The sequence below is a fragment of the Leisingera sp. NJS204 genome, assembly GCF_004123675.1.
Lineage (GTDB): Bacteria > Pseudomonadota > Alphaproteobacteria > Rhodobacterales > Rhodobacteraceae > Leisingera.
This window is the reverse complement of the sequence record NZ_CP035417.1, coordinates 2,944,355-2,967,022: the sequence shown is the minus strand read 5'-3', so window position 1 is coordinate 2,967,022 and position 22,668 is coordinate 2,944,355. Positions and strand designations below refer to the sequence as shown.

Sequence of the window (22,668 nt, the reverse complement as noted above, 5' to 3'; positions counted from 1 at the left end):
TGAAAAGGGCCGCCCTCCGAAGAGAGCGGCCCGAATTACTGTGTTGCAGTGCGGGTTGGATACCAGCGCCTGCGATCAGGTCGGCTTCTTGCCTTTCAGGTAGGAGCCGGTGTCGCTGGCCAGGGTCGATGCACCATCCTGCACAGCGGTGTAAACCACGCCGCCCAGTGCGGCGACAGCTGCGGTCAGCACAACCCAGTCAACGGTCACGGCGCCGGATTCGTCTTTGCGGAAGTCTTTGCGGAAGCTTTTGAAAAACTTGATCATGGTTCGGTCCCTCCAAAGGATCTCTGAATAGGTGTTGTCTCACCGTTGCGTCAGGGTCTGCTCTCTCATCTGCGGGACCACTGACCGGCTTGGGTAGGTACATATAGCCAGCAGAGCATGTCAGGATTGGGGCGAGAATTCGGAATTGGCTGCCCAATTTTAACTTTTTGGCAAGAAATGGCATGTGTCAGGAAGGGCGTCTTCTGCGGCTAGCTGAAGAAATATTCCGGGATTGACGGATCTTCCCGCGTGCCGGGGCTTTTAAAGTTCCAGCTGGTTGAAGATGCAGGTCCGGACTGTCCCGCAGTGGAGCGGAAACGGAAAAGGCCGCCCTCCGAAGAGAGCGGCCCGAATTGCGGTGTCGCGATGCGGTATATACGCCGCCGCCGCGATCAGGTCGGCTTTTTGGTCTTCAGGTAGGAACCGGTGTCGCTCGACAAGGTGGAAGCGCCATCCTGCACAGCGGTGTAAACCACGCCGCCCAGTGCGGCGACAGCTGCGGTCAGCACAACCCAGTCAACGGTCACAGCGCCGGATTCGTCTTTGCGGAAGTCTTTGCGGAAGCTTTTGAAAAACTTGATCATGGTTCGGTCCCTCCAAAGGATCTCTGAATGTGTAATCCCGCCATCTCGCCAGGGTCTGCTCTCTCACCTGCTCGACCACTGTCCGGCTTGGATGAATACATATAGCCAGTGCAGCGTGGCAGGATTTGGGCTGAATCCCGGAAATTGCTGCCCAATTTTTACTTTTCGGCAATACCTTATCCATCTCATTGTTTTTGCGGTATTAATTTTTTGTTACCGCGGCGTGTCCCGTGATATTTCAGCGCCAGTCCAGGGCAAATAAGGCGGTTGCGCCAGATTCCGGGGCAGGAATACTGGCCTTCGGGCGTCAATTTTCACAGACTGGAGTGAACTGAAACCGCAGGCAGGCAGGGCAATGTCGTTCGGGAACACTGTATTGGCGCTGGCAGCCTGTGCCATGCCACTGGCTGCAGTGGCTGAGGAGGTGCAGCCCCGGCCTTTTCCGCAGTTTGAGGCCAAACGCATCAAGCCGCCGGCGCCCGGAAGAGGCAAGCGCATAACCATACAGATTGAGCCGGAACCTGAGCCAGCCCCCCCGGCGCCTGCGTTGAAAGCAGCCGCAGACAGCAGCGCAAAGCCGGCCGGCCGTTATGGGTGGTTCTGGGATAAGGTTGCCTTTGGACTAGAGGGATCGGGGCCGGGGCGTCTGGATGACGCCCTGCAGGCCTTGAGCGGAGCCAAAGGCCCGGCGGCCCCGAGGTTGCAACTGATGCAGGATATTGTGCAGGAACGCGGGGTGCAGATCCTGACCGAAAGCCTGGGCACCGAGGTGTCGCCGGCCTTGGTCCTGGCAGTGATCGCTGTCGAATCCGCCGGCAAGTCCGATGCGGTCAGCTCTGCCGGGGCGCAGGGGCTGATGCAGCTGATGCCCGATACTGCCAAACGTTTCGGGGTGAGTGACGCGCTGGAAGCGCGGCAGAACATTGCTGGCGGTATTCAGTATCTCGACTGGCTGATGGGGGAGTTCGGCGGCGATCCGATTTTGGTGCTGGCTGGCTATAATGCCGGCGAAGGGGCTGTGCGCTCGCACCAAGGGGTGCCGCCCTTTGCCGAGACACGCGACTACGTGCCCAAGGTTCTGGCCGCCTATCAGGTGGCGCGCGGCCTATGCATGACACCGCCGCAGTTTTTGTCCGACGGATGCGTTTTCAGGTTGGGCAAGTAAGGCGCGGTAAGCTGTCCCGCCGGTGTGTCCGACAGGTCCTCCATACGGCCATAGAGCCCGTTGCGGAAGTTCTCGTCGCGCAGCTGCAGAACAGCAATGATCAGGTCATCCTTGGTGCGGAATTGCTTGTACATGGAAGTCTTTGAGACGCCGGTTTCCCCGACCGGCTTGTCCATTTCCGTCGCGTGAAATCCGCTGCGGTAGAACACGTCCAGGGCTTTGCGGACCAATTCGTCCCGTTTGTGCGGGCGCGCGATTCATCTCTATGTGTACTGGTCTGTTCATTTTGGCGAAGGAAGGGGCTGGCAACTCAAATCAATTTAACAAGCGAAAGCAGGGCATAACCGGAGTTCTGCCAGCCTGCCCAGCGGCCTGTCCGCAACGTCTTGAAATGGTGTGTTTTCTGCAAAGTTTTTTCTTCTTTTCCTGCCACCGCGGCTATGGTGCAGCAATTGACAGGATTGAGCCGCATCATTTGGCTTTGAGAAATTGGAGACAAGAATTGGAATTGGGAATTGATCCGGCGGCTCTTGCCGCGGGTTCGCAAGAGGCCACCAGCACACTTGCAATGCTCGGCCTGATCGCTTTTACCGGGATTTTCGGGCGGATGATGTTTGTCGCATTTGCTCCGGGGCTTGCAAAGGTCAACCCGTTCCGGAATTTCTCGGGCCTGGGTTTTGTGCTGCTGGCCGCGGGCCTGTTTGCAGGTGCTTTGTATGTTTCGGGCAAACAGACCAAGGCAATCGTGCTGTTCAACCGGCATTTGGTGGATCCGGTCATCGTTACCTTGCTTGGCCGCGACAGCTGTGATCCGGCCAGGGGCAGTTTTTGCGTGGTGGTGTTCGAAGACGGCCAGGAGAAGATCGTCAATTGGTACGATAAGCGTGTTTACATGTATGAAATCGTCAACCCGCCCGAAGGCGCCATCTGGCACACGCAGCGCCCGCGCGCCCGGCCTGGGTCTGCTGCCGGGGTTTGACTGCAAACCAACCGGATGTGCAAAGAAAAGGCCCGCCGGAAACCGGCGGGCCCTGGTTGTCAGAACTGGTCCGGGATCAGTCCACCAGGGTGGCCTGGGTCGCGCTGCGGATCTCGTCTTCGCTGACACCATCCGCCAACTCAACGATCTTCAGGCCGCCGTCCACGACGTCCAGAACGCCCAGGTTGGTGATGATCCGGTCGACCACGCCCTTGCCGGTCAGCGGCAGGGTGCAATCCTTCAGAACCTTGCTGTCGCCGTGTTTGTTGGTGTGATCCATCACGACCACCACACGGCCGACACCCGCGACCAGATCCATGGCGCCGCCCATGCCCTTTACCAGCTTGCCGGGGATCATCCAATTTGCCAGATCGCCGTTCTCGGCCACTTCCATCGCACCCAGGATCGCCATGGCAATCTTGCCGCCGCGGATCATCGCGAAGGACTGCGCAGAATCGAAATAGGCGGTCTGCGGCAGCTCGGTTATGGTTTGCTTGCCCGCGTTGATCAGGTCGGCGTCCTCTTCCCCCTCGATCGGAAAGGGACCCATGCCCAGCATGCCGTTCTCCGACTGCAGGGTCACTTCCACACCTTCGGGGATGTAGTTGGAGACCAGGGTCGGGATGCCGATGCCAAGGTTCACATACCAGCCGTCCTGCAGCTCCTGCGCGGCGCGTGCTGCCATTTGATTACGGTCCCAGCCATTAGTATCTGCAGGCATTATGCTTCCTCCCGCTTGCGCACGGTGCGCTGTTCGATGCGTTTCTCGTGCTGGCCTTGGATGATGCGGTGCACATAAATGCCGGGCAGGTGAATCGAATCCGGATCCAGCGAGCCGGTCGGCACGATCTCCTCCACTTCAACGACACAGACCTTGCCGCAAGTGGCGGCAGGCGCGTTAAAGTTGCGGGCCGTCTTGCGGAACACCAGATTGCCGGTCTCATCCGCCTTCCAGGCCTTAACGATGGCGAGGTCGGCAAAGATGCCTTCTTCCATGATGTAGTCCTCCATGGCGCCGTCCGCACCGGTGGGGAACTGCTTTTCAAACTTGCCGTCGGCGATCACGGTGCCAACGCCGGTCTTGGTGAAGAAGCCCGGAATGCCTGCGCCGCCCGCGCGCATGCGCTCCGCCAGGGTGCCCTGCGGGTTGAATTCCAGTTCCAGCTCGCCGCTCAGGTACTGGCGCATGAATTCCGCGTTTTCACCCACATAGGACGAGATCATCTTTTTCACCTGCCGGGTCTGCAGCAGGATACCAATGCCGAAATCATCGACACCGGCGTTGTTGGAGGCAAAGGTCAGATCCTTGGTGCCAGCGTCCTTGATCGCCTGCAGCAGCAGTTCGGGGATGCCGCAGAGGCCGAAACCGCCCGCAGCGATGTACATGCCGTCGTGAAGCAGCCCGTCGAGCGCTTCAGCAGCGTTGGAATATACCTTCTTCATGGAGTTCTCCCAGTATGCCGGTTGCGGGATTTCTGGCTGCCTGCTGGAGCAGAGTCAATGAATACGGAGACGGGCACGTATTTCTACGGAGAACTAGAAAGGGCAAAGCTCCCGCGCCCTCCCGGAGCATTTGCCTTCGGCAGATGCTCCATCAGCCTTGGGCGTGGCGCCGCTTTGCGGCGCAGAACAGAGAAGGACGCGCGCAGGACATGACCCGCGCCGCGTTAGCGGCGCCGGGCCCAACGGTGAGGGCGCATGTCAATGCGCCTGGAACCGGCGGGAGCACCCCACCCAAATCCACGCCGCCGGTTGTCAGTCTTTCGCTGCGGCCTTTTTAGGGGCGGCCTTTTTCTTGGCTGCGGGCTTTTTGGCGGCGGTTTTCTTCTTGCCGCCCTTTGCGGATTTTTCCGCAATCAGCTCCATCGCCATCTCCATGGTCACGTCCTTGGGTTCCACGTCCTTGGGCAGGGTGGCGTTCACCTTCTCCCATTTGACGTAAGGCCCGTAGCGGCCGTCCATGATGTTGATAGCACCGCCGCTGTCGGGGTGATCCCCCAGCTCCTTCAACGGTTTGGCAGCAGCCCGGCTGCCGCGGCGGCCCGGATTGGCGCGCTTTTCCGCCAGCAGTTCCACCGCCCGGTTCATGCCGATTTCAAAGACGTCGTTGGGGTCCTTGAGGTTGGCGTAGACCGGTTTTTCCTCATCTGGCAGCTGGTGCATCAAATAGGGGCCGAAGCGGCCGAAGTTGGAGGCGATCACACCGCCTTCGGGGTGGTCGCCGATCTGGCGCGGCAGGCTGAGCAGGGTCAGCGCTTTTGCCAGGTCCATATCGTCCTTGCTCCAGCCCTTGGGCAGGCTGGCGCGCGGCGGCTTTTTGTTTTCCGGCGTTGCTTCGCCGCGCTGGACGTAAGGCCCAAAGCGGCCGGCCTTCAGATGGATCTCATCTTCGCCATCCATCCCCAGCAGCCGCTCATCGCCATCAGCGCCTTCGCCGGCGATGGGGCGGGTGTAGGTGCATTCCGGGTAATTGCCGCAGCCGACAAAGCCGCCGGTGCGCGAGGTTTTCAAGTGCAGCTGGCCCGCCCCGCATTTAGGGCAGACGCGCGGATCGGTGCCGTCTTCGCGCGGCGGATAGAGCTGCGGTGCCAGGGCGTCATCCAGCACATCCAGCACTTCGGTGATCCGCAACTCGGAGGTTTCCGAAATGGCAGCCGAGAAATCGCGCCAGAACTTGCCCAGCAGTTCCTTATAGTCGCCGTTGCCGGCACTGACGTCATCCAGTTCTTCTTCCAGATTGGCGGTAAATTCATAGCCCACGTATTTGCGGAAGAAATTCAGCAGGAAGATGGTGACGATCCGGCCTTTGTCCTCGGGGAACAGGCGGTTCTTGTCCTTGCGGACATATTCGCGGTCCTGGATTGTGGTGATCACGGAGGCATAGGTCGAGGGGCGGCCGATGCCCAGCTCTTCCATCCGTTTGACCAGTGTCGCCTCGGTATAGCGCGGCGGCGGCTGGGTATGGTGCTGCAGTGCCAGCACAGCGCCGTCCTCGGAGAGCACGGAGGCCTCTTTGCCGGCCTTGTCAGCCTGCGCGGCCAGCGAAGACGCAAATTTCAACGCTTCGCCCTGCATGATCTGCGGCAGGCGCTTGTCATCTTCGTCGGCCACATCATCGCGGCCTTCTTCGTAAACGCGCATGAAACCGTCAAACAGCATCACCTGGCCAGTGGCGCGCAGCACCACCTGTTTGTCTTCCGAGCCGATGTCGACGGTGGTGCGCTCCAGACGGGCACCTTCCATCTGGCACGACAGCGTGCGCTTCCAGATCAGGTCATAGAGCTTGCGCTGATCGTCGTCCGTCACCTTCAGGCTGGCCGCGTCGCGGCTCATATCCGTGGGGCGGATACATTCGTGCGCTTCCTGGGCATTCTTCGCCTTGTTTTTATAGATCCGCGGGGAGGAGGGCACATACTCAGCTCCATACCGCGTTTCGATCTCGGCGCGGGCGGCCTGCACTGCCTCAGGCGCCATGTCGATGCCATCGGTCCGCATATAGGTGATGTGGCCCGCCTCATACAAGCGCTGCGCGGCGTTCATGGTCTGGCGCGCACCCATGCCGAATTTGCGGCTGGCTTCCTGCTGCAGGGTCGAGGTCATGAACGGGGCAGAGGGGTTGCGGGAAGCGGGTTTTGCTTCGACCGACAGTACCGACAGCTGGCGCGAGGCCACGGCCTGCACCGCGAGTTCGGCAGCGGTGGAATTCTTCAGGCTGTATTTGTCCAGCTTGTCACCGCCCAGCACCGTCAGGCGGGCTTCGAACTCCTGGCCGCGCGGGGTCGCCATCTGGGCGCGCACGGACCAGTATTCCTGGGCGTTGAAAGCTTCGATCTCCATCTCGCGCTCGACGATCAGGCGCAGGCAGACGGATTGCACCCGGCCCGCGGACCGCGCGCCCGGCAGCTTGCGCCACAGAACCGGCGACAGGTTGAAGCCCACGAGGTAGTCCAGCGCGCGGCGGGCCAGATAGGCCTCGACCAGCGGCATGTCGACCTGGCGCGGGTTCTGCATCGCTTCGGTCACCGCTTCTTTGGTGATCGCGTTGAAGGTCACCCGGCTGACCGGCGTGTCCTTCTTGATCGAGCGCCGTTTGGTCAACGCCTCCTGCAGGTGCCAGCTGATCGCCTCTCCCTCGCGGTCGGGGTCGGTAGCGAGAATCAGCGCATTGTCCTCTTTCAGCGCGTCGGCAATCGCCTTGACGTGCTTGCGGGAATCATTGCCGACCTCCCAGGTCATGTCGAAATCGGCGTCAGTATCGACCGAACCATCCTTGGCCGGCAGGTCGCGCACATGCCCGTAAGACGCCAGAACCGTATAGTTTGAGCCAAGATATTTGTTGATTGTCTTTGCTTTGGCCGGGGATTCGACAACGACTACTGGCATAAATTCTGTAACCTCTTCGGACCGCTTCTGCGGGTTCTATGGCGGGGCAGGATGTGGGGCGCAAGGGGAGAATGTCAATCCAGGTGCATTGGACGCGGCGGGAAGCGGGATGTTTACGGTGATATTCCGACGGTTCGCGGCAGCCTGTTCCTGCGGTCCGGCGCGGCAGGCAGGGGCAAGGCAAGGCACGCAGGGTCAGTCTTCATTTTCCGGAAAGGCCTTGGACAGCAACCCGCCCGGCTGGCGCCGGATCGCGCCTTCCAGCTCCAGATCCGTCAGCGCCGGGGCCAGCAGCTGCGGCGGCAAGGAAAGTTCGCGCAGCAGGTCGGACTCAGATGTGGGGGAGGGCCCGAGCCTGCCGAGGATCTGCTGATGCAGGGCGTTGGTCTGCGCAAGGCTGCGCCGTTCGGGCGGTTGCTGCGGCAGGCCGGCCAGGGCCTGCTGAGGGCTGCCAGCTGCCGGCGCCTGTTCCTGCGGCAGGTCTTGCGGCGGCAGCGCCTCCAGCACGTCAGCGGCACTGCGGACCAGCAGGGCGCCGTCGCGGATCAGCCTGTTGCAGCCGGAACTGCGCGCATCAAAGGGATGGCCAGGCACCGCCAGCACCTCGCGGCCGTAGTCCAGCGCGTCCCGGGCGGTGATCAGGCTGCCGGATTTAGCGGCCGCCTCAACCACCACAACGGCGCGGGACATGCCGGCAATGATCCGGTTGCGTTTGGGGAAGTCGCGGGCCTGCGGTGTCTTGCCCATCGGCTGCTCTGACAGGCGCAGCCCGGTTTCGCTTATTTCTTCGGCAAGCCGGGCGTTTTCTGCCGGATAAATCACATCGGCGCCGCCCGCCAGAATCGCAATTGTTCCCGTTTGCAGCGCTGATTGATGCGCGGCAGTGTCGATGCCGCGGGCCATGCCGGAAACAACGGTATAGCCGGCCTCGCCCAAGTTTTGCGCCAGCGATCTGGCCATGCGCAACCCCAGCGAAGACGCGTTGCGGGCGCCGACCATGGAAATCATCGGACGCCGCACTGCCGCAAGGTCGCCAATGGCCCACAACAGCGGCGGCGCATCTTTCAGGCTGCGCAGGAGCTCAGGGTATTCCGGGTCGGAAAAGCACAAAAGCCGCGCTTTGGCGGCTTTTGCGGTCCTAATTTCAGCGTCTACCGCCTTGGCGGGGCATGTTTCATACCCTTTGATACCTGCGGAACGTGCCACTTCGGGCAACGCATCCAGCGCGTTCTGCGCTGAACCATATTCAGCGAGCAGCCTGTGAAAGGTCACCGGGCCAACCCGTTTAGAGCGCAAAAGGCGAAGCCAGGAAAACCGGGTATCTTCCGTGGTGGGTGGGAGTGGGGGGTGAGTGGAAGAATGTGCTTCTTCGGTCATCCGCAGCTCCGCCTGTTTGCAGAACCAGAATTAACCTTAAGGGGGTTAACAGGTGGTGAACGCCGGAGGGTTTTCGGCCAATTCCCCGAAAATTTTCTTAAGTAGCCGGAAAATGGGGAAAATTACCTTTTGCTCACAGTTCGAACGGGGAGGCATTGCCGTAATCCGGGCCGGCAGCACTGGCGGGCGGCCCGGATTTTTACGGTCATAACATGGTTTTACCGAGAATTTGCGCTGCCTCAGGCCGCCGAGCCGCCCACCGTCAGACCGCCCATCAGCACCGAAGGCTGGCCGACGCCGACCGGCACCCATTGGCCTGCCTTGCCGCAATTGCCCATGCCGGGGTCCAGCGCCATGTCGTTGCCAAGCCCGCGAATCTGCTTCAGCGCGGTGGCGCCGTCGCCGATCAGCGTGGCGCCTTTAACCGGTGCGCCGACCTTGCCGTCCTTCACCCGGTAAGCCTCGGTGCAGGAGAACACGAACTTGCCATTTGTAATATCCACCTGGCCGCCGCCAAATCCCACAGCCCAGATGCCGTCCTTGATGCCTGCGACCAGATCACCGGGATCGGCCTCGCCGCCCAGCATATAGGTATTGGTCATCCGCGGCATCGGCGCGTGGGCGTAGCTTTGACGCCGCCCGTTGCCGGTGGGGGAAACCCCCATCAGCCGTGCGTTCTGGCGGTCCTGCATGAAGCCCACCAGAACACCATCCTCGATCAGTGTGGTTTTCTGGCTGGGCGTGCCCTCGTCATCCACGGTGATTGATCCGCGCCGGTCGGGGATGGTGCCATCGTCCAGTACCGTAACGCCCTTGGCGGCGATCTGCTGCCCCATCAGACCGGCAAACGCGGAGGAGCCCTTGCGGTTGAAGTCGCCCTCCAGCCCATGGCCGATTGCCTCGTGCAGCAGGATGCCAGGCCAGCCGGGGCCAAGCACCACATCCATCTCGCCCGCAGGCGCTGGCACCGCATCCAGGTTCACCAGCGCAATCCGCAATGCCTCCTGCACCTGGGCCTGCCAGTGCTTGGGATCGACCAGCCCGTCCAGCCCCAGCCGCCCGCCGCCGCCGGCCGAGCCGCTTTCGCGGCGGCCGTCCTTTTCGACGATCACCGACACGTTGAACCGCGCCATGGGGCGGATGTCGCGCACCCGGGTTCCGTCCGCCCGCAGGATCTCTACCTCCTGCAGCGAGGCGGCCAACGATGCAGAGACTTGCACCACGCGCTGGTCCAGATCTCGCGCATAGGCGTCAACCTCGCGCAGGGTCTCCACCTTCACTGGAAAGGGCATAGCGCTGATCGGGTCGGCATCGGTGTACAGCTTGGCGTTGGTCGCCTGCGGCGCATCCGAATAGGTGCCGCCGCCGGTGCCGACTGCCAGCTTGGCCGTTTCTGACGCCCGCTTCAGTGACGCAATAGAGACGTCGGTGGAATGGGCATATCCGGCCACATCGCCGTTCACAGCGCGCAGGCCAAAGCCCTCGGAGGCGTCATAGCTGGCACTGCGCAGCCGCCCGTCGTCAAAGGACAGCGCTTCGGATTTGCGGCGCTCTGCAAAGATCTCGCCATCCTCCGCACCATTCAGCGCATCGCGCAGGCTGGCGAGGGCCTCATCCTCGGGGAGCGCGGTTTCAAAGGGACGGAAGGCTGGGTTTTCCATGGCACGGTCCTCGGATTTTTTTGATCTAAATCAAGAAAGCGACGGTTTGACGCTTGGCTGCCTCTTTATCTGTGTCCCCGAATATGATTTTAACCAGCGTCAAAGACAACGGGGCAGGTGCGTTTTGTGGGAATCAATCGATTCCCCCGTATTTCGTGCTGCCGCAGGAACAATGCGATCAACCGATCAGGACAGAACATGAAAAACGCTTTGATGCTTTCGGGCCTTTTCGCCGGCCTTTCAAGCCTTCCAGCAATGGCGCAAGAAGGTCTGAAAACCATTGGCAAGCCGGTTGACGGCGGCCTGAACTTCCAGCCGGCGGCGACTTCGCTGGCGGATGGCTTGCAGAGACTGGATTACATGATCCTGGTGATCATTACCGTGATCTGTGTTTTTGTTGCCGGTCTGATGCTTTACGCCATTGTCCGCTTTAACAAGCGCGCCAATCCGACCCCGGCCAAGTTCACCCACCACACCCCGGTTGAGATCGCCTGGACCATTATACCGATCCTGGTTCTGGTGTTTATCGGTTCCTTCTCGCTGCCGCAGCTGTTTGCCCAGCAGGAAATCCCCAAGGCCGACATCACCATCAAAGTGACCGGCTACCAGTGGTACTGGGGCTACGAATACACCGACCACGAATTCGGCTTTGAGAGCTTCCTGCTGCCCAAGGACCAGCTGGCTGCAAACGGCTATGCCGAGGACGAATGGCTGCTGGCCACCGACACGGCTGTTGTTGTGCCGTCGGGCAAGACCGTTGTGATGCAGGTGACTGCGGCTGACGTGATCCACTCCTGGACCATTCCCGCATTCGGCGTGAAACAGGACGCGGTTCCCGGCCGTCTGGCGGAACTGTGGTTCAACGTCGACGAAGGCAAGGAAGGCATCTACTTCGGTCAGTGCTCCGAGCTGTGCGGCAAGGACCACGCCTATATGCCGATCACCGTCAAGGTTGTGACCCAGGCGGAATATGACGCCTGGCTGGCAGGCGCCAAAGAAGAATACGCGGGCCTGCCGCAGACCTATCAGGTCGCCTCCAACTGAGACCTGGCCTTGCGGAGCTTAAGAGCGCTTCGTGTGGTATAGTCAAAAGACCGGGGTGCGCAGCAATGCGCACCTGTTGCTGCCAAAGGACCCAAGATGAGCGACGCAAGCATCAACGCAAGCCGTGCATATGAAGACGAGGCCAGTTTCGGCGACTACTTCGCCCTGCTGAAACCCCGTGTCATGTCGCTGGTGGTGTTCACCGCTCTGGTCGGGCTGCTGGCCGCGCCCGTTTCCGTGCACCCCGTCATCGGTTTCTGTGCCATCCTGTTCATCGCCATCGGCGGCGGTGCGTCCGGTGCGCTCAACATGTGGTGGGACGCTGACATCGACAAGGTGATGAAACGCACCCGGGGCCGCCCGATCCCGGCCGGCAAGGTGGAGCCGGGCGAGGCATTGGCACTTGGTCTGGCGCTGTCGGGCCTGTCGGTGATCATGCTGGCGCTGGCGGCGAATGTTTTTGCCGGCGTCTTCCTGGCCTTCACCATCTTCTTTTACGTGGTGGTCTACACCATGTGGCTCAAGCGCGCGACGCCGCAGAACATCGTGATCGGCGGCGCTGCGGGGGCTTTCCCGCCGGTGATCGGCTGGATTGCCGCCACCGGCACAATGTCGGTGGAACCCTGGCTGATGTTCCTGCTGACCTTCATGTGGACGCCGCCGCATTTCTGGGCGCTGGCGCTGTTCATGCGCTCGGACTATGACGATGCCGGCGTGCCGATGCTGACCGTGACCCACGGCCGCCGCGCCACCCGCGTCCATATTCTGGTATATACAGTCCTGCTGGCGGTTCTGGCCATTGGCACCGCGTTCTCGGGTATCGGCGGCCCGCTGTATCTGGCCGCAGCGCTGGTCATGAACGCGCTGTTCCTGCATGGCGCCTGGAAGATCACCCGCCGCGATGAGGACGATTCCGAGAACGACAACTTCAAGGTGGAGCGCAGCTTCTTCAAGCTGTCGTTGCTGTATCTGTTCCTGCATTTCGGTGCGATCCTGGCCGAAGCCCTGCTGAAGCCCTACGGGCTGGGAGGCTGGTAAGATGGCATTGCGCAAAGAGCATGAAATCCACAAGCGCCGCTCCGGCCTCAACAAAGGGGTCGGCATCCTGCTGGGCGCCTTTGTGGTGCTGGTGATGGCGCTGACCATGGCCAAGGTGACCTCGGCCACTTTCAAATTCCCGGACGCCCAGGGAGAGCAGAACTGATGGCGCTGCAGGGGCCGCAGAAAACTGTTGTCCAGCTGGTGGGCGTTGTTGTCCTGATGGGCGGCCTCTCGTGGGCCTCGGTTCCGTTTTATGACTGGTTCTGCCGGGTCACTGGCTTTGGCGGCGTTACCGGCGTTGCCAGCACCGGTTCGGACAGGATTGTGGATCAGACCATCACTGTGCGCTTTGATGGCTCGAAACAGCGCGGCATGCCGTGGGAGTTCAAGCCGTCCCAGCGCGAGATGGAGATCAAGCTGGGGGAAACCGGACTGGCCTTTTACGAGGCCTACAACCCGACAGACCGCCCCGTGGCAGGGCAGGCGTCTTACAATGTGACGCCCTATCAGGCCGGCGGGTTCTTTGAAAAAATAGACTGCTTCTGCTTTACCGAGCAGGTGCTTCAGCCGGGGGAGCGGGTGCAGATGCCCGTGACCTTCTTTGTCGATCCCGAAATCATTGACGACCGGGACGCAAAATACGTGCATACGATCACGCTTTCGTACACGTTTCATGAAATCGATCTGCCCGAGGGCTATGCCGCCCTCGACACCGGGAATAACACCGGGGCAGGGGCAACCACGAACTAGGCCGCTTTGGTGAGGGACACTTGAATGGCGCACGCTAAAAATCACGATTATCATATTCTGCCGCCGTCGATCTGGCCGCTGGCCGCATCGCTGGGCACTTTTGTCATGCTGGTCGGCGCGGTCTTCTGGATGAAGGGCATCACTGCCTGGGCGTTCTGGATCGGCCTGGTTGCAGTTCTCTACTCGGCCTTCGCCTGGTGGTCCGAAGTTGTCGCCGAAAGCAAGGTCGGCGATCACACCAATGTGGTGCGGATCGGCTTGCGTTATGGCTTCATCCTGTTTGTGATGTCCGAGGTGATGTTCTTCTTCGCCTGGTTCTGGTCATTCTTCAAACATGCCATCTACCCGATGGAGACCTATATCGGCACCGAATACGTGGCGCCGGAGATCCTGCCGGTCGACCCGTTCCACCTGCCGCTGATCAACACCCTGGTCCTGCTGCTGTCGGGCTGTGCCGTGACCTGGGCGCACCACGCGCTGGTTCACAACAACGACCGCAAGGCGCTGATCCAGGGCCTGTCCATCGGCATCCTCTTCGGCATCCTCTTCACCTTCCTGCAGGGCTATGAATATGCCCACCTGCTGCACGAAGGCTGGCAGTTCGGCGGCGATGAGTTCTACTCGAACTTCTTCATGGCGACTGGCTTCCACGGTTTCCACGTTGTGATCGGCACCATCTTCCTGACCGTCTGCCTGATCCGCGCGATGAAGGGCGACTTTACCCCTGAGCAGCACGTTGGCTTCGAGGCCGCTGCCTGGTACTGGCACTTTGTGGACGTCGTCTGGCTGTTCCTGTTTGTCGCTGTCTACATCTGGGGCACTTCCGGCCTTTAATGGGCGGCCTCTAACGGACGGTTTGTAACGGTTACATGTTTGCGGTTCCAAAAGCCGCAGACAGACCTTAATGAGCAAGGCGCGCAGGGCATCACGCTCTGCGCGCCTTTACTGTTGAAGCGGAGCGGCCCGGATGCGGCATGTCGGTTTTTTGGTGGTGGTCAGCGGTCTGGGGATCGCGATCCTGCTGGGCCTTGGCACCTGGCAGCTGCAGCGGCTGGCGTGGAAAGAGCAGGTCATCGAGGATATAATCTTCCGGCTGGCCGGATTGCCTGAACCCTTGCCAGCCTCCCCCGATGCGGCAGAGCACAAGTACCAAGCTGTGGATCTGTTCGGGACAATCTCCGGTGCGGAGCTGCACGTTTTGGTCAGCTCCAAGGAAACCGGGACCGGTTTCCGGATCATTCAGGCCCTGACGGAAGACAAGACAGGCCGCCGTATCCTGCTGGAACGCGGTTTCGTGCCCGAGGCAGCAAAGAACGCCGAGCGCAGCACCGGCACGGTCTATGTCGCCGGCAACCTGCATTGGCCGGTTGAGCGCGACAGTTTTACCCCGCAGAATGATCCGGACAACAATTTCTGGTACGCGCGCGATCTGGCCGAGATGGCCGCCGCGCTGAAGACAGAACCGGTGCTGGTGATCTCACGCGAGCCTCTCGGGGAAAATGTCCGGCCGATGGGGATCAGCACCAGCACCATCCCGAACAACCACTTGCAATATGCGATCACCTGGTTTTCGCTGGCCTTCATCTGGGCTGCGATGACTGTCTACTTCCTGCGGCGCAACCGCGCCAATTCCTAGAGAGCCAAGGCGATGAAATATATCTCGACCCGGGGCCAAGCGCCCGAGCTGACCTTTGAAGACGCGATGCTGACCGGGCTTGCCCGTGACGGCGGCCTCTATGTGCCGGCCGAAATCCCGCAGATGTCACAGGATGACATCGCCGCACTGGCCGGTCTCTCCTATGAGGAAACCGCCTTTCGCGTGATGCGCCCCTTCCTTGGCGATTGTTTCACCGACGAGGAATTCCGCGCCATCATCGCCCGCGCTTATCAGGGCTTTGGCCACGCTGCCCGCGCGCCGCTGAAACAGCTGGCGCCGAACCATTTCCTGCTGGAGTTGTTCCACGGCCCGACGCTGGCGTTCAAGGATTTCGCCATGCAGCTGATCGGCCAGCTGTTCCAGACCGCACTGGAACGCCGCGGCGACCGGGTGACCATCGCAGGCGCCACCTCGGGCGATACCGGCTCGGCGGCGATGGAGGCTTTCCGCGGTCTCAGCAATGTGGATGTGTTCATCCTCTACCCGCATGGCCGCGTGTCCGAGGTGCAGCGCCGTCAGATGACCACGCCTGCGGATGCCAACGTCCACGCGCTGGCTGTCGATGGCGATTTTGACGATTGCCAGGCCCGCGTAAAGGACATGTTCAACGACTTCGATTTCCGCGACGGCGTGAAACTGGCCGGCGTGAACTCGATCAACATCGCCCGCGTGCTGGCGCAGGTGGTCTACTATTTCTCCGCCGCTGTCTCCTTGGGCGCGCCGCAGCGCAAGGTCAGCTTCACCGTGCCCACCGGCAATTTCGGCGACATCTTTGCAGGCTTCATCGCCAAGCAGATGGGCCTGCCCATCGACCAGCTGGTGGTCGCCACCAACCAGAACGATATCCTGCACCGCTGCCTGTCGGGGCAGGGCTACTACAAGGGCGATACCGCGCCCTCGATCTCACCCTCAATGGACATCCAGGTGTCGTCCAACTTCGAGCGCGCGCTGTTCTATGCCTACGGCCAGGAGAGCAAGGCTGTGGCGCTGTTGATGGATGAGCTGAGGAACGGCGGTTTTGACGTCTCCCAGGGCGCGATGCAGGCGCTGAGCGAGACCTACGTCTCGGGCCGTACCTCCGAAGAGGAGACCCTGGCGACCATCAAGTCCGAACTGGCCGCCTCGGGTGAACTGCTGTGCCCGCATGGCGCCGTGGCTGTGAAGGTTGCAAATGAGCACCGCACGGCCGATGTGCCGATGATCACGCTGGCCACAGCGCACCCGGCGAAATTCCCGGCAGCGGTCGAAGATGCCAGCGGCATCCATCCGCCTCTTCCCCCGCGCATGGGCGACCTGTATGACAGGCCGGAACGGGTGACCCGGATCGCCAACGATCTGGCCGCCCTCGAGGATCACATCAGAAAGAATATCGCGAATTGACAGTTCAGCAGCACACACTCGCCAACGGGTTCCGCATCGTCTCCGAACACATGCCGGGACTGGAATCCGCGGCGGTCGGGATCTGGGTCAACGCCGGCGGCCGCCACGAGCGGCTTGAGCAGAACGGCATCGCCCATTTCCTGGAGCACATGGCCTTTAAGGGCACCAAGACCCGCTCGGCCCTTCAGATCGCCGAGGAGATCGAGGATGTGGGCGGCTATATCAACGCCTACACCTCGCGTGAGGTGACGGCATATTACGCCCGCGTGCTCAAGGGGGACGTGCCGCTGGCGGTGGATGTGATCGGGGACATCCTGCTGAACCCGGTGTTTGATGCCCGCGAGATCGAGATCGAGCGCGGGGTGATCCTGCAGGAAATCGGCCAGTCGCTGGACACGCCGGACGATGTGATCTTTGACTGGTTGCAGGAAGAAAGCTACCGCGGCCAGCCTTTGGGCCGCACCATCCTGGGTCCGGCAGAGCGCGTCAGCAGCTTCAACCGCGAAGATCTGCAGAGTTTCGTGGCTGAGCATTACGGCCCTGGCCAGATGATTCTGGCTGCGGCCGGCGGCGTCGATCACGATGTTCTAGTCAAGTTGGCCGAGCGGCTGTTCGGCCACATGGAAGCCAAGCCCGATTTCACCGCTGAAGGCGCGCGGTTCACCGGCGGCGAGGCGCGGCAGGTCAAGGATCTGGAGCAGGCGCATTTCGCTCTGGCGTTTGAGGGCCCCAGCTATCGCGACCAGTCGATGTATACCTCGCAGATCTACGCCAGCGCACTTGGCGGCGGCATGTCCTCCCGGCTGTTCCAGGAAGTGCGTGAAAAACGCGGTCTGTGCTACACGATCTTTGCGCAGGCCGGGTCTTATGCCGATACCGGCGCGATGACGGTCTATGCCGGCACTTCTGGCGAGCAGCTGGAGGAACTGGCAGGCATCACCATCGACGAGATGAAACGCGCCGCGGACGACATGACTGAGGCCGAGGTCGAACGCGCCCGCGCCCAGATGAAGGCCGGGATGCTGATGGGTCTGGAAAGCCCGTCGAACCGGGCTGAACGTCTGGCGCGACTGGTGCAGATCTGGGGCAATGTTCCGTCGCTGGAGCACACGGTTGAGCGGATTGAGGCTGTGACCACCAAGGATGTGCGCGGCATGGCCGAGGAGATGGCGGTTTCCGCACCGGCGGCACTTGCGCTATATGGTCCGGTTGCAGACGCACCGGCGCTGGAGAGGCTGCAGGAGAGGCGCGCCGCCTGATGCTGCTGAACCGCCGCAAGGTCCGCATTGAAACCGAGCGCCTGACTCTCAGGCCGCCGGTGCATGCGGATTTTCACGGCTGGGCGGCGCTGCGGTTGCAGAGCCAGCCGTATCTGACGCCGTGGGAGCCCAGCTGGGCGGCGGATCATCTCAGCCGCAAGTCGTTCACCAACCGGGTCTATTGGGCCCGCCGGTCGGTGTCTGGGGGCACGGCGCTGCCGCTGTTCCTGATCCGGCGGTCCGACAATATGCTGATGGGCGCGATCACGCTGGACAATATCCGCCGCGGGCCGGCCCAGGCCGGAACATTGGGGTACTGGACCGGGTTGCCCTTTGCCCGTCACGGTTACATGCGCGAGGCGATCGGCGCGGTGGTGCATCACGCCTTCAGCAAACTGGATCTCAGCCGGATTGAGGCTGCATGCCTGCCGGAAAACCAAGCTTCCCGCGGGCTGCTGGAGAAATCCGGCTTCAAATACGAAGGCGTCGCCCAGTCCTATTTGCAGATCAACGGCCGCTGGCGGACCCATGTTCTGTACGCTTCGCTGCGCCACGACCGCCGCGGCAAAACCCTGACGGGCCAGGCATGACCGCAGGCGCACAGGCAGCCGGGAACTCCCGCCCGTCGCTGGTGCATTGAAATGCACCGCTCCCGTTGGGGGCAGCGCCGGGCCGCAGGCCCGGCGCCACGCCCAACTGAGAGGCGGAATTTTCAATTCTGCTGGAACAGGCGGGAGCGTGCCCGGCGCAATTTTTCGCCCCGGGGGCTGACAACTGCGGTTTGCGCCCTAGAACCTGCTTCATGCGCGGCTTTTGCTGTCTCCTTTGGCTGATCCTCTGTGCCACTGCCCTCCAGGCCCAGGAGCGGCGGGCGAGCCATTGTATCGCGCTGGCCGGGGCAACCCCTGGTCTGGAGTATCTGCACCAAGCCGGCTGGCAGGATCCTGTTGCCCTGGACAGCGTGCAGGTCCGCTATATCGCGCATGCTTCCTTCCTGCTGCGCACCGAAGGCGGGCTGAATGTGGTCACCGATTTCACCGGCTTCACCGGCGCTGCGCCGCTGGTCCCGGATGTGGTCACCATGAACCACGCCCATGAAACCCATTGGACGGCGCATCCCGATCCAGCCATTCCCCATGTGCTACGGGGCTGGGGGCCGCTTGAGGACGGGATAAAACACCATCTGGACCTTGGCGAAATGCTGATCCGCAATGTCTCCACTGACATCCGCAACATGTTCGGAGGCGTGGCAGCGCACGGCAATTCGATCTTCGTTTTTGAGGCGGCTGGCCTCTGCATCGGCCATCTGGGTCATCTTCACCACGTGCCAACCCCGGAACAATATGCGGCGCTGGGGCGGCTGGATGTGGTGATGGCGGCGGTGGATGGCGGCATTACCCTGCCGCTGGATCAAATGCTGGAGGTGCTGGGGCGGTTGCGTTCCTCCGTCATTATCCCGATGCATTGGTTCAGCGACGCATCGCTGCAGCGCTTCCTGGCCCGGGCCGGCCCTGAGTTTGATGTCGTGAATGAAGGCAATAGCGCCCTTACGGTCTCCCTGCGCAGCCTGCCTGGCCGTCCGACGATCCATGTGCTGCAGCCGAAGTATCTAGCTGAAGAAGAGTGACCTGCCTTGCCAGCCGGTGCCGCTTCCGGCATGGATGAGGCATGATGCTGAACTCTGCAGATACTGCTTTTGCCAACCGCCTCTCGAACCTGCTGCCGGAAGGCGTGCTGCGGCCGCCGGAGCCGCGATATCTTGAGGAACCGCGCGGCCGCTACCAGGGGCAGGCAGGGGTGCTGGCCTTGCCGCAGACGGTGGAGCAGGTCTCACGGTTGATCCGCGAGGCCAATGCCGCCCGGGTGCCGGTTGTGCCCTATGGCGGCGGCACCAGCCTGGTCGGCGGCCAGGTGATGCCGGATGGCCCGGCGCCGCTGGTGCTGTCGCTGGAACGGATGAAGGCAATCCGGTCGGTCCACCCGCAGGAAAATGTCCTGATTGCCGAAGCGGGGGCCATTCTGGCGGATGTCCAGACAGCGGCGGAAGGGGCAGGGCGGCTGTTTCCCCTGTCTCTGGCAGCAGAGGGATCAGCCAGGATCGGCGGCAACCTTTCGACGAATGCCGGCGGCGTCAACGTGCTGCGCTATGGCAATGCACGCGACCTCTGCCTGGGGCTGGAGGCGGTGCTGCCTTCTGGAGACATCTGGCACGGGCTGTCGCGTTTGCGCAAAGACAACACGGGTTATGACCTGAAAAACCTGCTGATCGGCGCCGAGGGCACGCTGGGGGTTATCACTGCCGCCGCGCTGAAGCTGTCGCCGATCCCTGTCACGCAGGGAACCGCGCTTTTCACAGTGAAGGACCCTGCTGCTGCCATTGCGCTGCTGGCTCTGGCCCGCGGCCACGCCGGCGAATCCGTCAGTGCTTTTGAACTGATCCACCGGCAAGGTCTGGCGTTTCTGGCGGAGGCTCTGCCGGAGATCCGCCAGCCGTTTGACGACACGCCTGAGTGGTGCGTGCTGATCGAATTGGGCTTGCCGCAGGGCGTGGTTGCTGAGGACACTCTGGCAGAGTTGTTCGAAGCCGCAGAGGCGGCAGGACTGGTTGCGGATGGCGTGATTGCCCAGTCCGGATCCCAGCGGCAGGCGCTGTGGGCGGTGCGCGAGAATATTCCGCTGGCCAACAAGGCAATCGGATCGGTTTCCAGCCACGACATCTCGGTGCCGATCTCGGATATTCCTGCCTTCATCGAACGGGGCAGAGAGATGGTCGCAGGCCTTGGTGATTTCCGCATCAACTGCTTTGGCCATCTGGGGGACGGCAACCTGCACTACAATGTGTTCCCGCCAAAGGGGCAATCCCGCGACCAATTCAGGCACATGCGTGAAGCAGTTAAAACGGCGGTGCATGATCTGGTTCATGCCTTTGGCGGCTCTTTCAGTGCTGAGCACGGGGTCGGGCGGATGAAAACGGGCGACCTGGAACGCTATGGCGACCCGGTCAAGCTGGCGGCCATGCGGGCAATCAAGCAGGCACTGGATCCCAACGGCATCATGAATCCTGGCGCGGTGCTGAAGGCCGGCTGACCCGTCCGGGCATTTCCAAGATCTCCCGCAGCCGCATCAGCCCGGCTGCGCCGGACCGCCTGGCGGCTTTGGGCCCGGCGCCGCGCATCTGCGCGGCGTGCCCTTTCTGGCCCTTGCGGGCTGGAAAGGGCTATGCCCAACGGGAAGAGCCGTTCGCAAGAATGGCGTTTGACCGGCGGGAGCCCCCGGCCCGGACGCTGTCCTTACAGTGCTCAGAGGCCGTCGAATTCGCACAGCACATGCACATCCATGCCCATGCTCTCCAACAGCTTGCGGCCACCCAGTTCCGGCAGGTCCACGATGAAGGAGCAAGAGACAATCTCGCCGCCCAGCCGCTCGATCAGCTTAATTCCCGCGCCCGCAGTGCCGCCGGTTGCCAAGAGGTCATCAACTACCAGGATCTTCTCGCCCGGCTTGATGGCGTCGTCGTGGATCTCGACAATCGCCTCGCCGTATTCCAGCTTGTACTCTTCGCTGATGGTGGTGCCGGGCAGCTTGCCTTTCTTGCGGACGGGCACAAAGCCGACGCTCAGCTGATGGGCAATCGCGCCGCCCAGGATAAAACCGCGTGCTTCAAGCCCCACCACTTTGTCGATCCGTTCACCCGCATAGGGATGCAGCATCTGGTCGATCGCCATGCGGAAACCGCGCGGATCGGCAAACAGCGTGGTCACATCGCGGAACAGGATCCCTTCATGGGGGAAATCAACGATGGTGCGGATGTAATCCTGGACGGCGGGCTTCTTGGGCATCGGTCAGGCTCCCCTTGGCGCAATTGTGACAGCAGCCCGGCAGTGCCGCCGGGCCATTGGCGGTTTGGCCGATGCAGCGCTGTCATGCAAGGGGGAACCGTGAGCATGCGGTTCGGGGCTGCCGCAGGAGGCCTGCTGGCACTGGCCGCGGGCGGGGCAGCAGCGCGGGGATAGGTCACCGGGGAAAACGGGTGCTCCAGCGCATCAGCGCTTCCAACGGTCCGTTTCTCGCAAAGATGTTCCAGATCCAGACCAGCACCATCGACAGGGCGCAGAAGCCAAGCGAGTAGCCGAAGATCCGGGAGGTGCCGAGCGAACCGTCCAGCTGGCCCATGGCTTCCAATGTGCCCATGCCCAACAGGATATGCGCCGCATAGAGGCTCAGCGCTTGCCGCCCTGGTGCTGCCAGCCATTCCCCCAGCCCAGCCTTGTCCAGCGCCGGGCCGATCGCCAGCATCAGCCCGGTCACGGCAACCGCGGTGCCGGAGGCTGCGATAATGTAGAACGGGCCAGGGGGAATGGCGCTGGTGCCGAAGAGTTCGGCCAGCTCAGGATCCTGCAGCAGCATCCCGGGCAGGGCGCCCAGCACTGCCGCTGCCACGCCCCAGACGATCATGCGGGCCTGAACCCGGCGGCTGGCCAGATCCAGGCGCCCGATCCACATGCCCAGAAACAGGAACGCGGCCCAGGGAAACGCCGGATGCCAGCCGTTGAAGAAGGAATGGCGCAGAAAGCCTTCCAGCGTCCAGAACTCCGCGTAGGTCAGCGTGTCCCAGTTCCAATGCGCCTCGTAATCCAGCAACAGCAGCCCTGCCAGCCCGATTGCCAGCGTGCCCGCGGCGGCCCAAAGCAGCATCCGGCTGGAGACGGTCAGGAACGGCAGCGCCACCAGGAAATACAGCGCATAGAAGTGCAGGATGTCGGCGTCGAATATGGTCAGGTTCAAAAGGCCGATCGCAAACAGGAACACAGCGCGCCGGAACATCGTTGCCCGGTCCGGCTTGCCCAGCGACACCCCGATTCCTGCCAGCACCACAAACAGCGCGGCTGCGCGGCCCTCCAGGCTGTTGGTGAACAGAGAGATTGCATCGGTTCCCGGCGCCACCTGCGCCGCAATGCGGAAGTTGACCAGCACCATGCCGCAAAAGGCAAGGAAGCGGGCGATGTCCAATCCGTGAAGGCGCATGAAAGAGGTCCTGAAATCAGCAACGTCGAAGCAAGGTCTGCTGCACGATAAAGGAACGCAGCCCGGTAAAGAAAAGAGGCGGCCCTGAAAAGACCG

23 protein-coding genes are annotated in these 22,668 nt (G+C 61.9%); 13 read left to right on the top strand and 10 right to left on the bottom strand.

Translation table 11 applies throughout. The features are described 5' to 3' along the window. Positions 1-75: 75 nt before the first annotated feature. Positions 76-267 (bottom strand): Flp family type IVb pilin, encoded by a 192-nt coding sequence (locus ETW24_RS14595; RefSeq protein WP_129371726.1) that lies wholly within the window; start codon positions 265-267, stop codon positions 76-78. Between the two features lie 392 nt (positions 268-659). After that, positions 660-851: a Flp family type IVb pilin gene (locus ETW24_RS14590; protein ID WP_129371725.1), complete on the bottom strand. Its 192-nt coding sequence runs from the start codon at positions 849-851 to the stop codon at positions 660-662. 397 nt (positions 852-1,248) lie between these two features. Here ETW24_RS14590 and ETW24_RS14585 point away from each other — a divergent pair, with 397 nt between their 5' ends. Beyond that, on the top strand, positions 1,249-2,016 hold the full coding sequence (locus ETW24_RS14585) for a lytic transglycosylase domain-containing protein (protein WP_247676754.1): 768 nt from the start codon (positions 1,249-1,251) through the stop codon (positions 2,014-2,016). Here the strand turns inward: ETW24_RS14585 and ETW24_RS14580 are convergent. Beyond that, positions 1,941-2,246, bottom strand: a complete 306-nt coding sequence (locus ETW24_RS14580; protein WP_254695619.1) for a TetR/AcrR family transcriptional regulator — start codon at positions 2,244-2,246, stop codon at positions 1,941-1,943. The two genes, ETW24_RS14585 and ETW24_RS14580, sit on opposite strands and share 76 nt — an antisense overlap. 272 nt (positions 2,247-2,518) lie before the next feature. On the opposite strand from ETW24_RS14580, the gene ETW24_RS14575 reads away from it, so the two are divergent. Continuing rightward, complete coding sequence (locus ETW24_RS14575) at positions 2,519-2,995, top strand: hypothetical protein (protein WP_129371722.1); 477 nt, start codon at positions 2,519-2,521, stop codon at positions 2,993-2,995. Positions 2,996-3,071: 76 nt separating this feature from the next. Here ETW24_RS14575 and ETW24_RS14570 read toward each other — a convergent pair whose 3' ends face one another. The 5 genes from ETW24_RS14570 to tldD form a co-directional block, all read right to left on the bottom strand. Next, positions 3,072-3,716, bottom strand: coding sequence for a 3-oxoacid CoA-transferase subunit B (locus ETW24_RS14570; RefSeq protein WP_129371721.1), 645 nt, complete (start codon positions 3,714-3,716; stop codon positions 3,072-3,074). After that, a complete protein-coding gene (locus tag ETW24_RS14565; protein ID WP_129371720.1) occupies positions 3,716-4,438 on the bottom strand; it encodes a CoA transferase subunit A in 723 nt (240 codons plus the stop codon). The genes ETW24_RS14570 and ETW24_RS14565 overlap by 1 nt, the downstream gene beginning before the upstream one ends. Before the next feature lie 312 nt (positions 4,439-4,750). Further along, entirely contained in the window at positions 4,751-7,378 is a 2,628-nt protein-coding gene (topA, locus tag ETW24_RS14560) for a type I DNA topoisomerase (protein ID WP_129371719.1), read from the bottom strand. Between the two features lie 195 nt (positions 7,379-7,573). Continuing rightward, positions 7,574-8,755: a DNA-processing protein DprA gene (dprA, locus tag ETW24_RS14555; protein WP_129371718.1), complete on the bottom strand. Its 1,182-nt coding sequence runs from the start codon at positions 8,753-8,755 to the stop codon at positions 7,574-7,576. A gap of 239 nt (positions 8,756-8,994) precedes the next feature. Then, positions 8,995-10,416 carry a metalloprotease TldD gene (gene tldD / locus ETW24_RS14550; protein WP_129371717.1) on the bottom strand — a complete coding sequence of 474 codons (1,422 nt, stop codon included), beginning with the start codon at positions 10,414-10,416 and terminating at the stop codon, positions 8,995-8,997. 198 nt (positions 10,417-10,614) lie between these two features. Here tldD and coxB point away from each other — a divergent pair, with 198 nt between their 5' ends. The 11 genes from coxB (at position 10,615) to ETW24_RS14495 (ending at position 20,634) form a co-directional block, all read left to right on the top strand. Next, complete coding sequence (gene coxB, locus ETW24_RS14545; protein ID WP_129371716.1) at positions 10,615-11,460, top strand: cytochrome c oxidase subunit II; 846 nt, start codon at positions 10,615-10,617, stop codon at positions 11,458-11,460. A gap of 96 nt (positions 11,461-11,556) precedes the next feature. Continuing rightward, positions 11,557-12,498: a heme o synthase gene (gene cyoE, locus ETW24_RS14540; protein WP_129371715.1), complete on the top strand. Its 942-nt coding sequence runs from the start codon at positions 11,557-11,559 to the stop codon at positions 12,496-12,498. 1 nt (position 12,499) lies between these two features. Continuing rightward, positions 12,500-12,664, top strand: a complete 165-nt coding sequence (locus tag ETW24_RS14535; protein WP_129371714.1) for a cytochrome C oxidase assembly protein — start codon at positions 12,500-12,502, stop codon at positions 12,662-12,664. Further along, the gene (locus ETW24_RS14530) at positions 12,664-13,251 is read left to right on the top strand and encodes a cytochrome c oxidase assembly protein (protein WP_129371713.1); all 588 of its coding nucleotides are present in this window, start codon (positions 12,664-12,666) and stop codon (positions 13,249-13,251) included. The genes ETW24_RS14535 and ETW24_RS14530 overlap by 1 nt, the downstream gene beginning before the upstream one ends. A 24-nt stretch (positions 13,252-13,275) precedes the next feature. Next, positions 13,276-14,085 carry a cytochrome c oxidase subunit 3 gene (locus ETW24_RS14525; protein ID WP_129371712.1) on the top strand — a complete coding sequence of 270 codons (810 nt, stop codon included), beginning with the start codon at positions 13,276-13,278 and terminating at the stop codon, positions 14,083-14,085. A 133-nt stretch (positions 14,086-14,218) separates the two neighbouring features. Continuing rightward, entirely contained in the window at positions 14,219-14,887 is a 669-nt protein-coding gene (locus ETW24_RS14520) for an SURF1 family protein (protein WP_129371711.1), read from the top strand. A 12-nt stretch (positions 14,888-14,899) separates the two neighbouring features. Further along, the gene (gene thrC / locus ETW24_RS14515; RefSeq protein ID WP_129371710.1) at positions 14,900-16,288 is read left to right on the top strand and encodes a threonine synthase; all 1,389 of its coding nucleotides are present in this window, start codon (positions 14,900-14,902) and stop codon (positions 16,286-16,288) included. Next, positions 16,285-17,547, top strand: coding sequence for a M16 family metallopeptidase (locus tag ETW24_RS14510; RefSeq protein ID WP_129371709.1), 1,263 nt, complete (start codon positions 16,285-16,287; stop codon positions 17,545-17,547). Before thrC ends, ETW24_RS14510 begins: the two co-directional genes overlap by 4 nt. Beyond that, entirely contained in the window at positions 17,547-18,137 is a 591-nt protein-coding gene (locus tag ETW24_RS14505) for a GNAT family N-acetyltransferase (protein ID WP_129371708.1), read from the top strand. The genes ETW24_RS14510 and ETW24_RS14505 overlap by 1 nt, the downstream gene beginning before the upstream one ends. 212 nt (positions 18,138-18,349) lie before the next feature. Continuing rightward, positions 18,350-19,174, top strand: a complete 825-nt coding sequence (locus tag ETW24_RS14500) for an MBL fold metallo-hydrolase (RefSeq protein WP_129371707.1) — start codon at positions 18,350-18,352, stop codon at positions 19,172-19,174. 41 nt (positions 19,175-19,215) lie between these two features. Then, positions 19,216-20,634, top strand: a complete 1,419-nt coding sequence (locus tag ETW24_RS14495; RefSeq protein WP_129371706.1) for an FAD-binding oxidoreductase — start codon at positions 19,216-19,218, stop codon at positions 20,632-20,634. Positions 20,635-20,846: 212 nt separating this feature from the next. On the opposite strand, the gene ETW24_RS14485 is transcribed toward ETW24_RS14495, so the two are convergent. Beyond that, positions 20,847-21,386, bottom strand: a complete 540-nt coding sequence (locus ETW24_RS14485; protein ID WP_129371704.1) for an adenine phosphoribosyltransferase — start codon at positions 21,384-21,386, stop codon at positions 20,847-20,849. A gap of 175 nt (positions 21,387-21,561) precedes the next feature. Then, a complete protein-coding gene (locus tag ETW24_RS14480; RefSeq protein WP_129371703.1) occupies positions 21,562-22,572 on the bottom strand; it encodes a DUF418 domain-containing protein in 1,011 nt (336 codons plus the stop codon). Between the last annotated feature and the right edge of the window lie 96 nt (positions 22,573-22,668).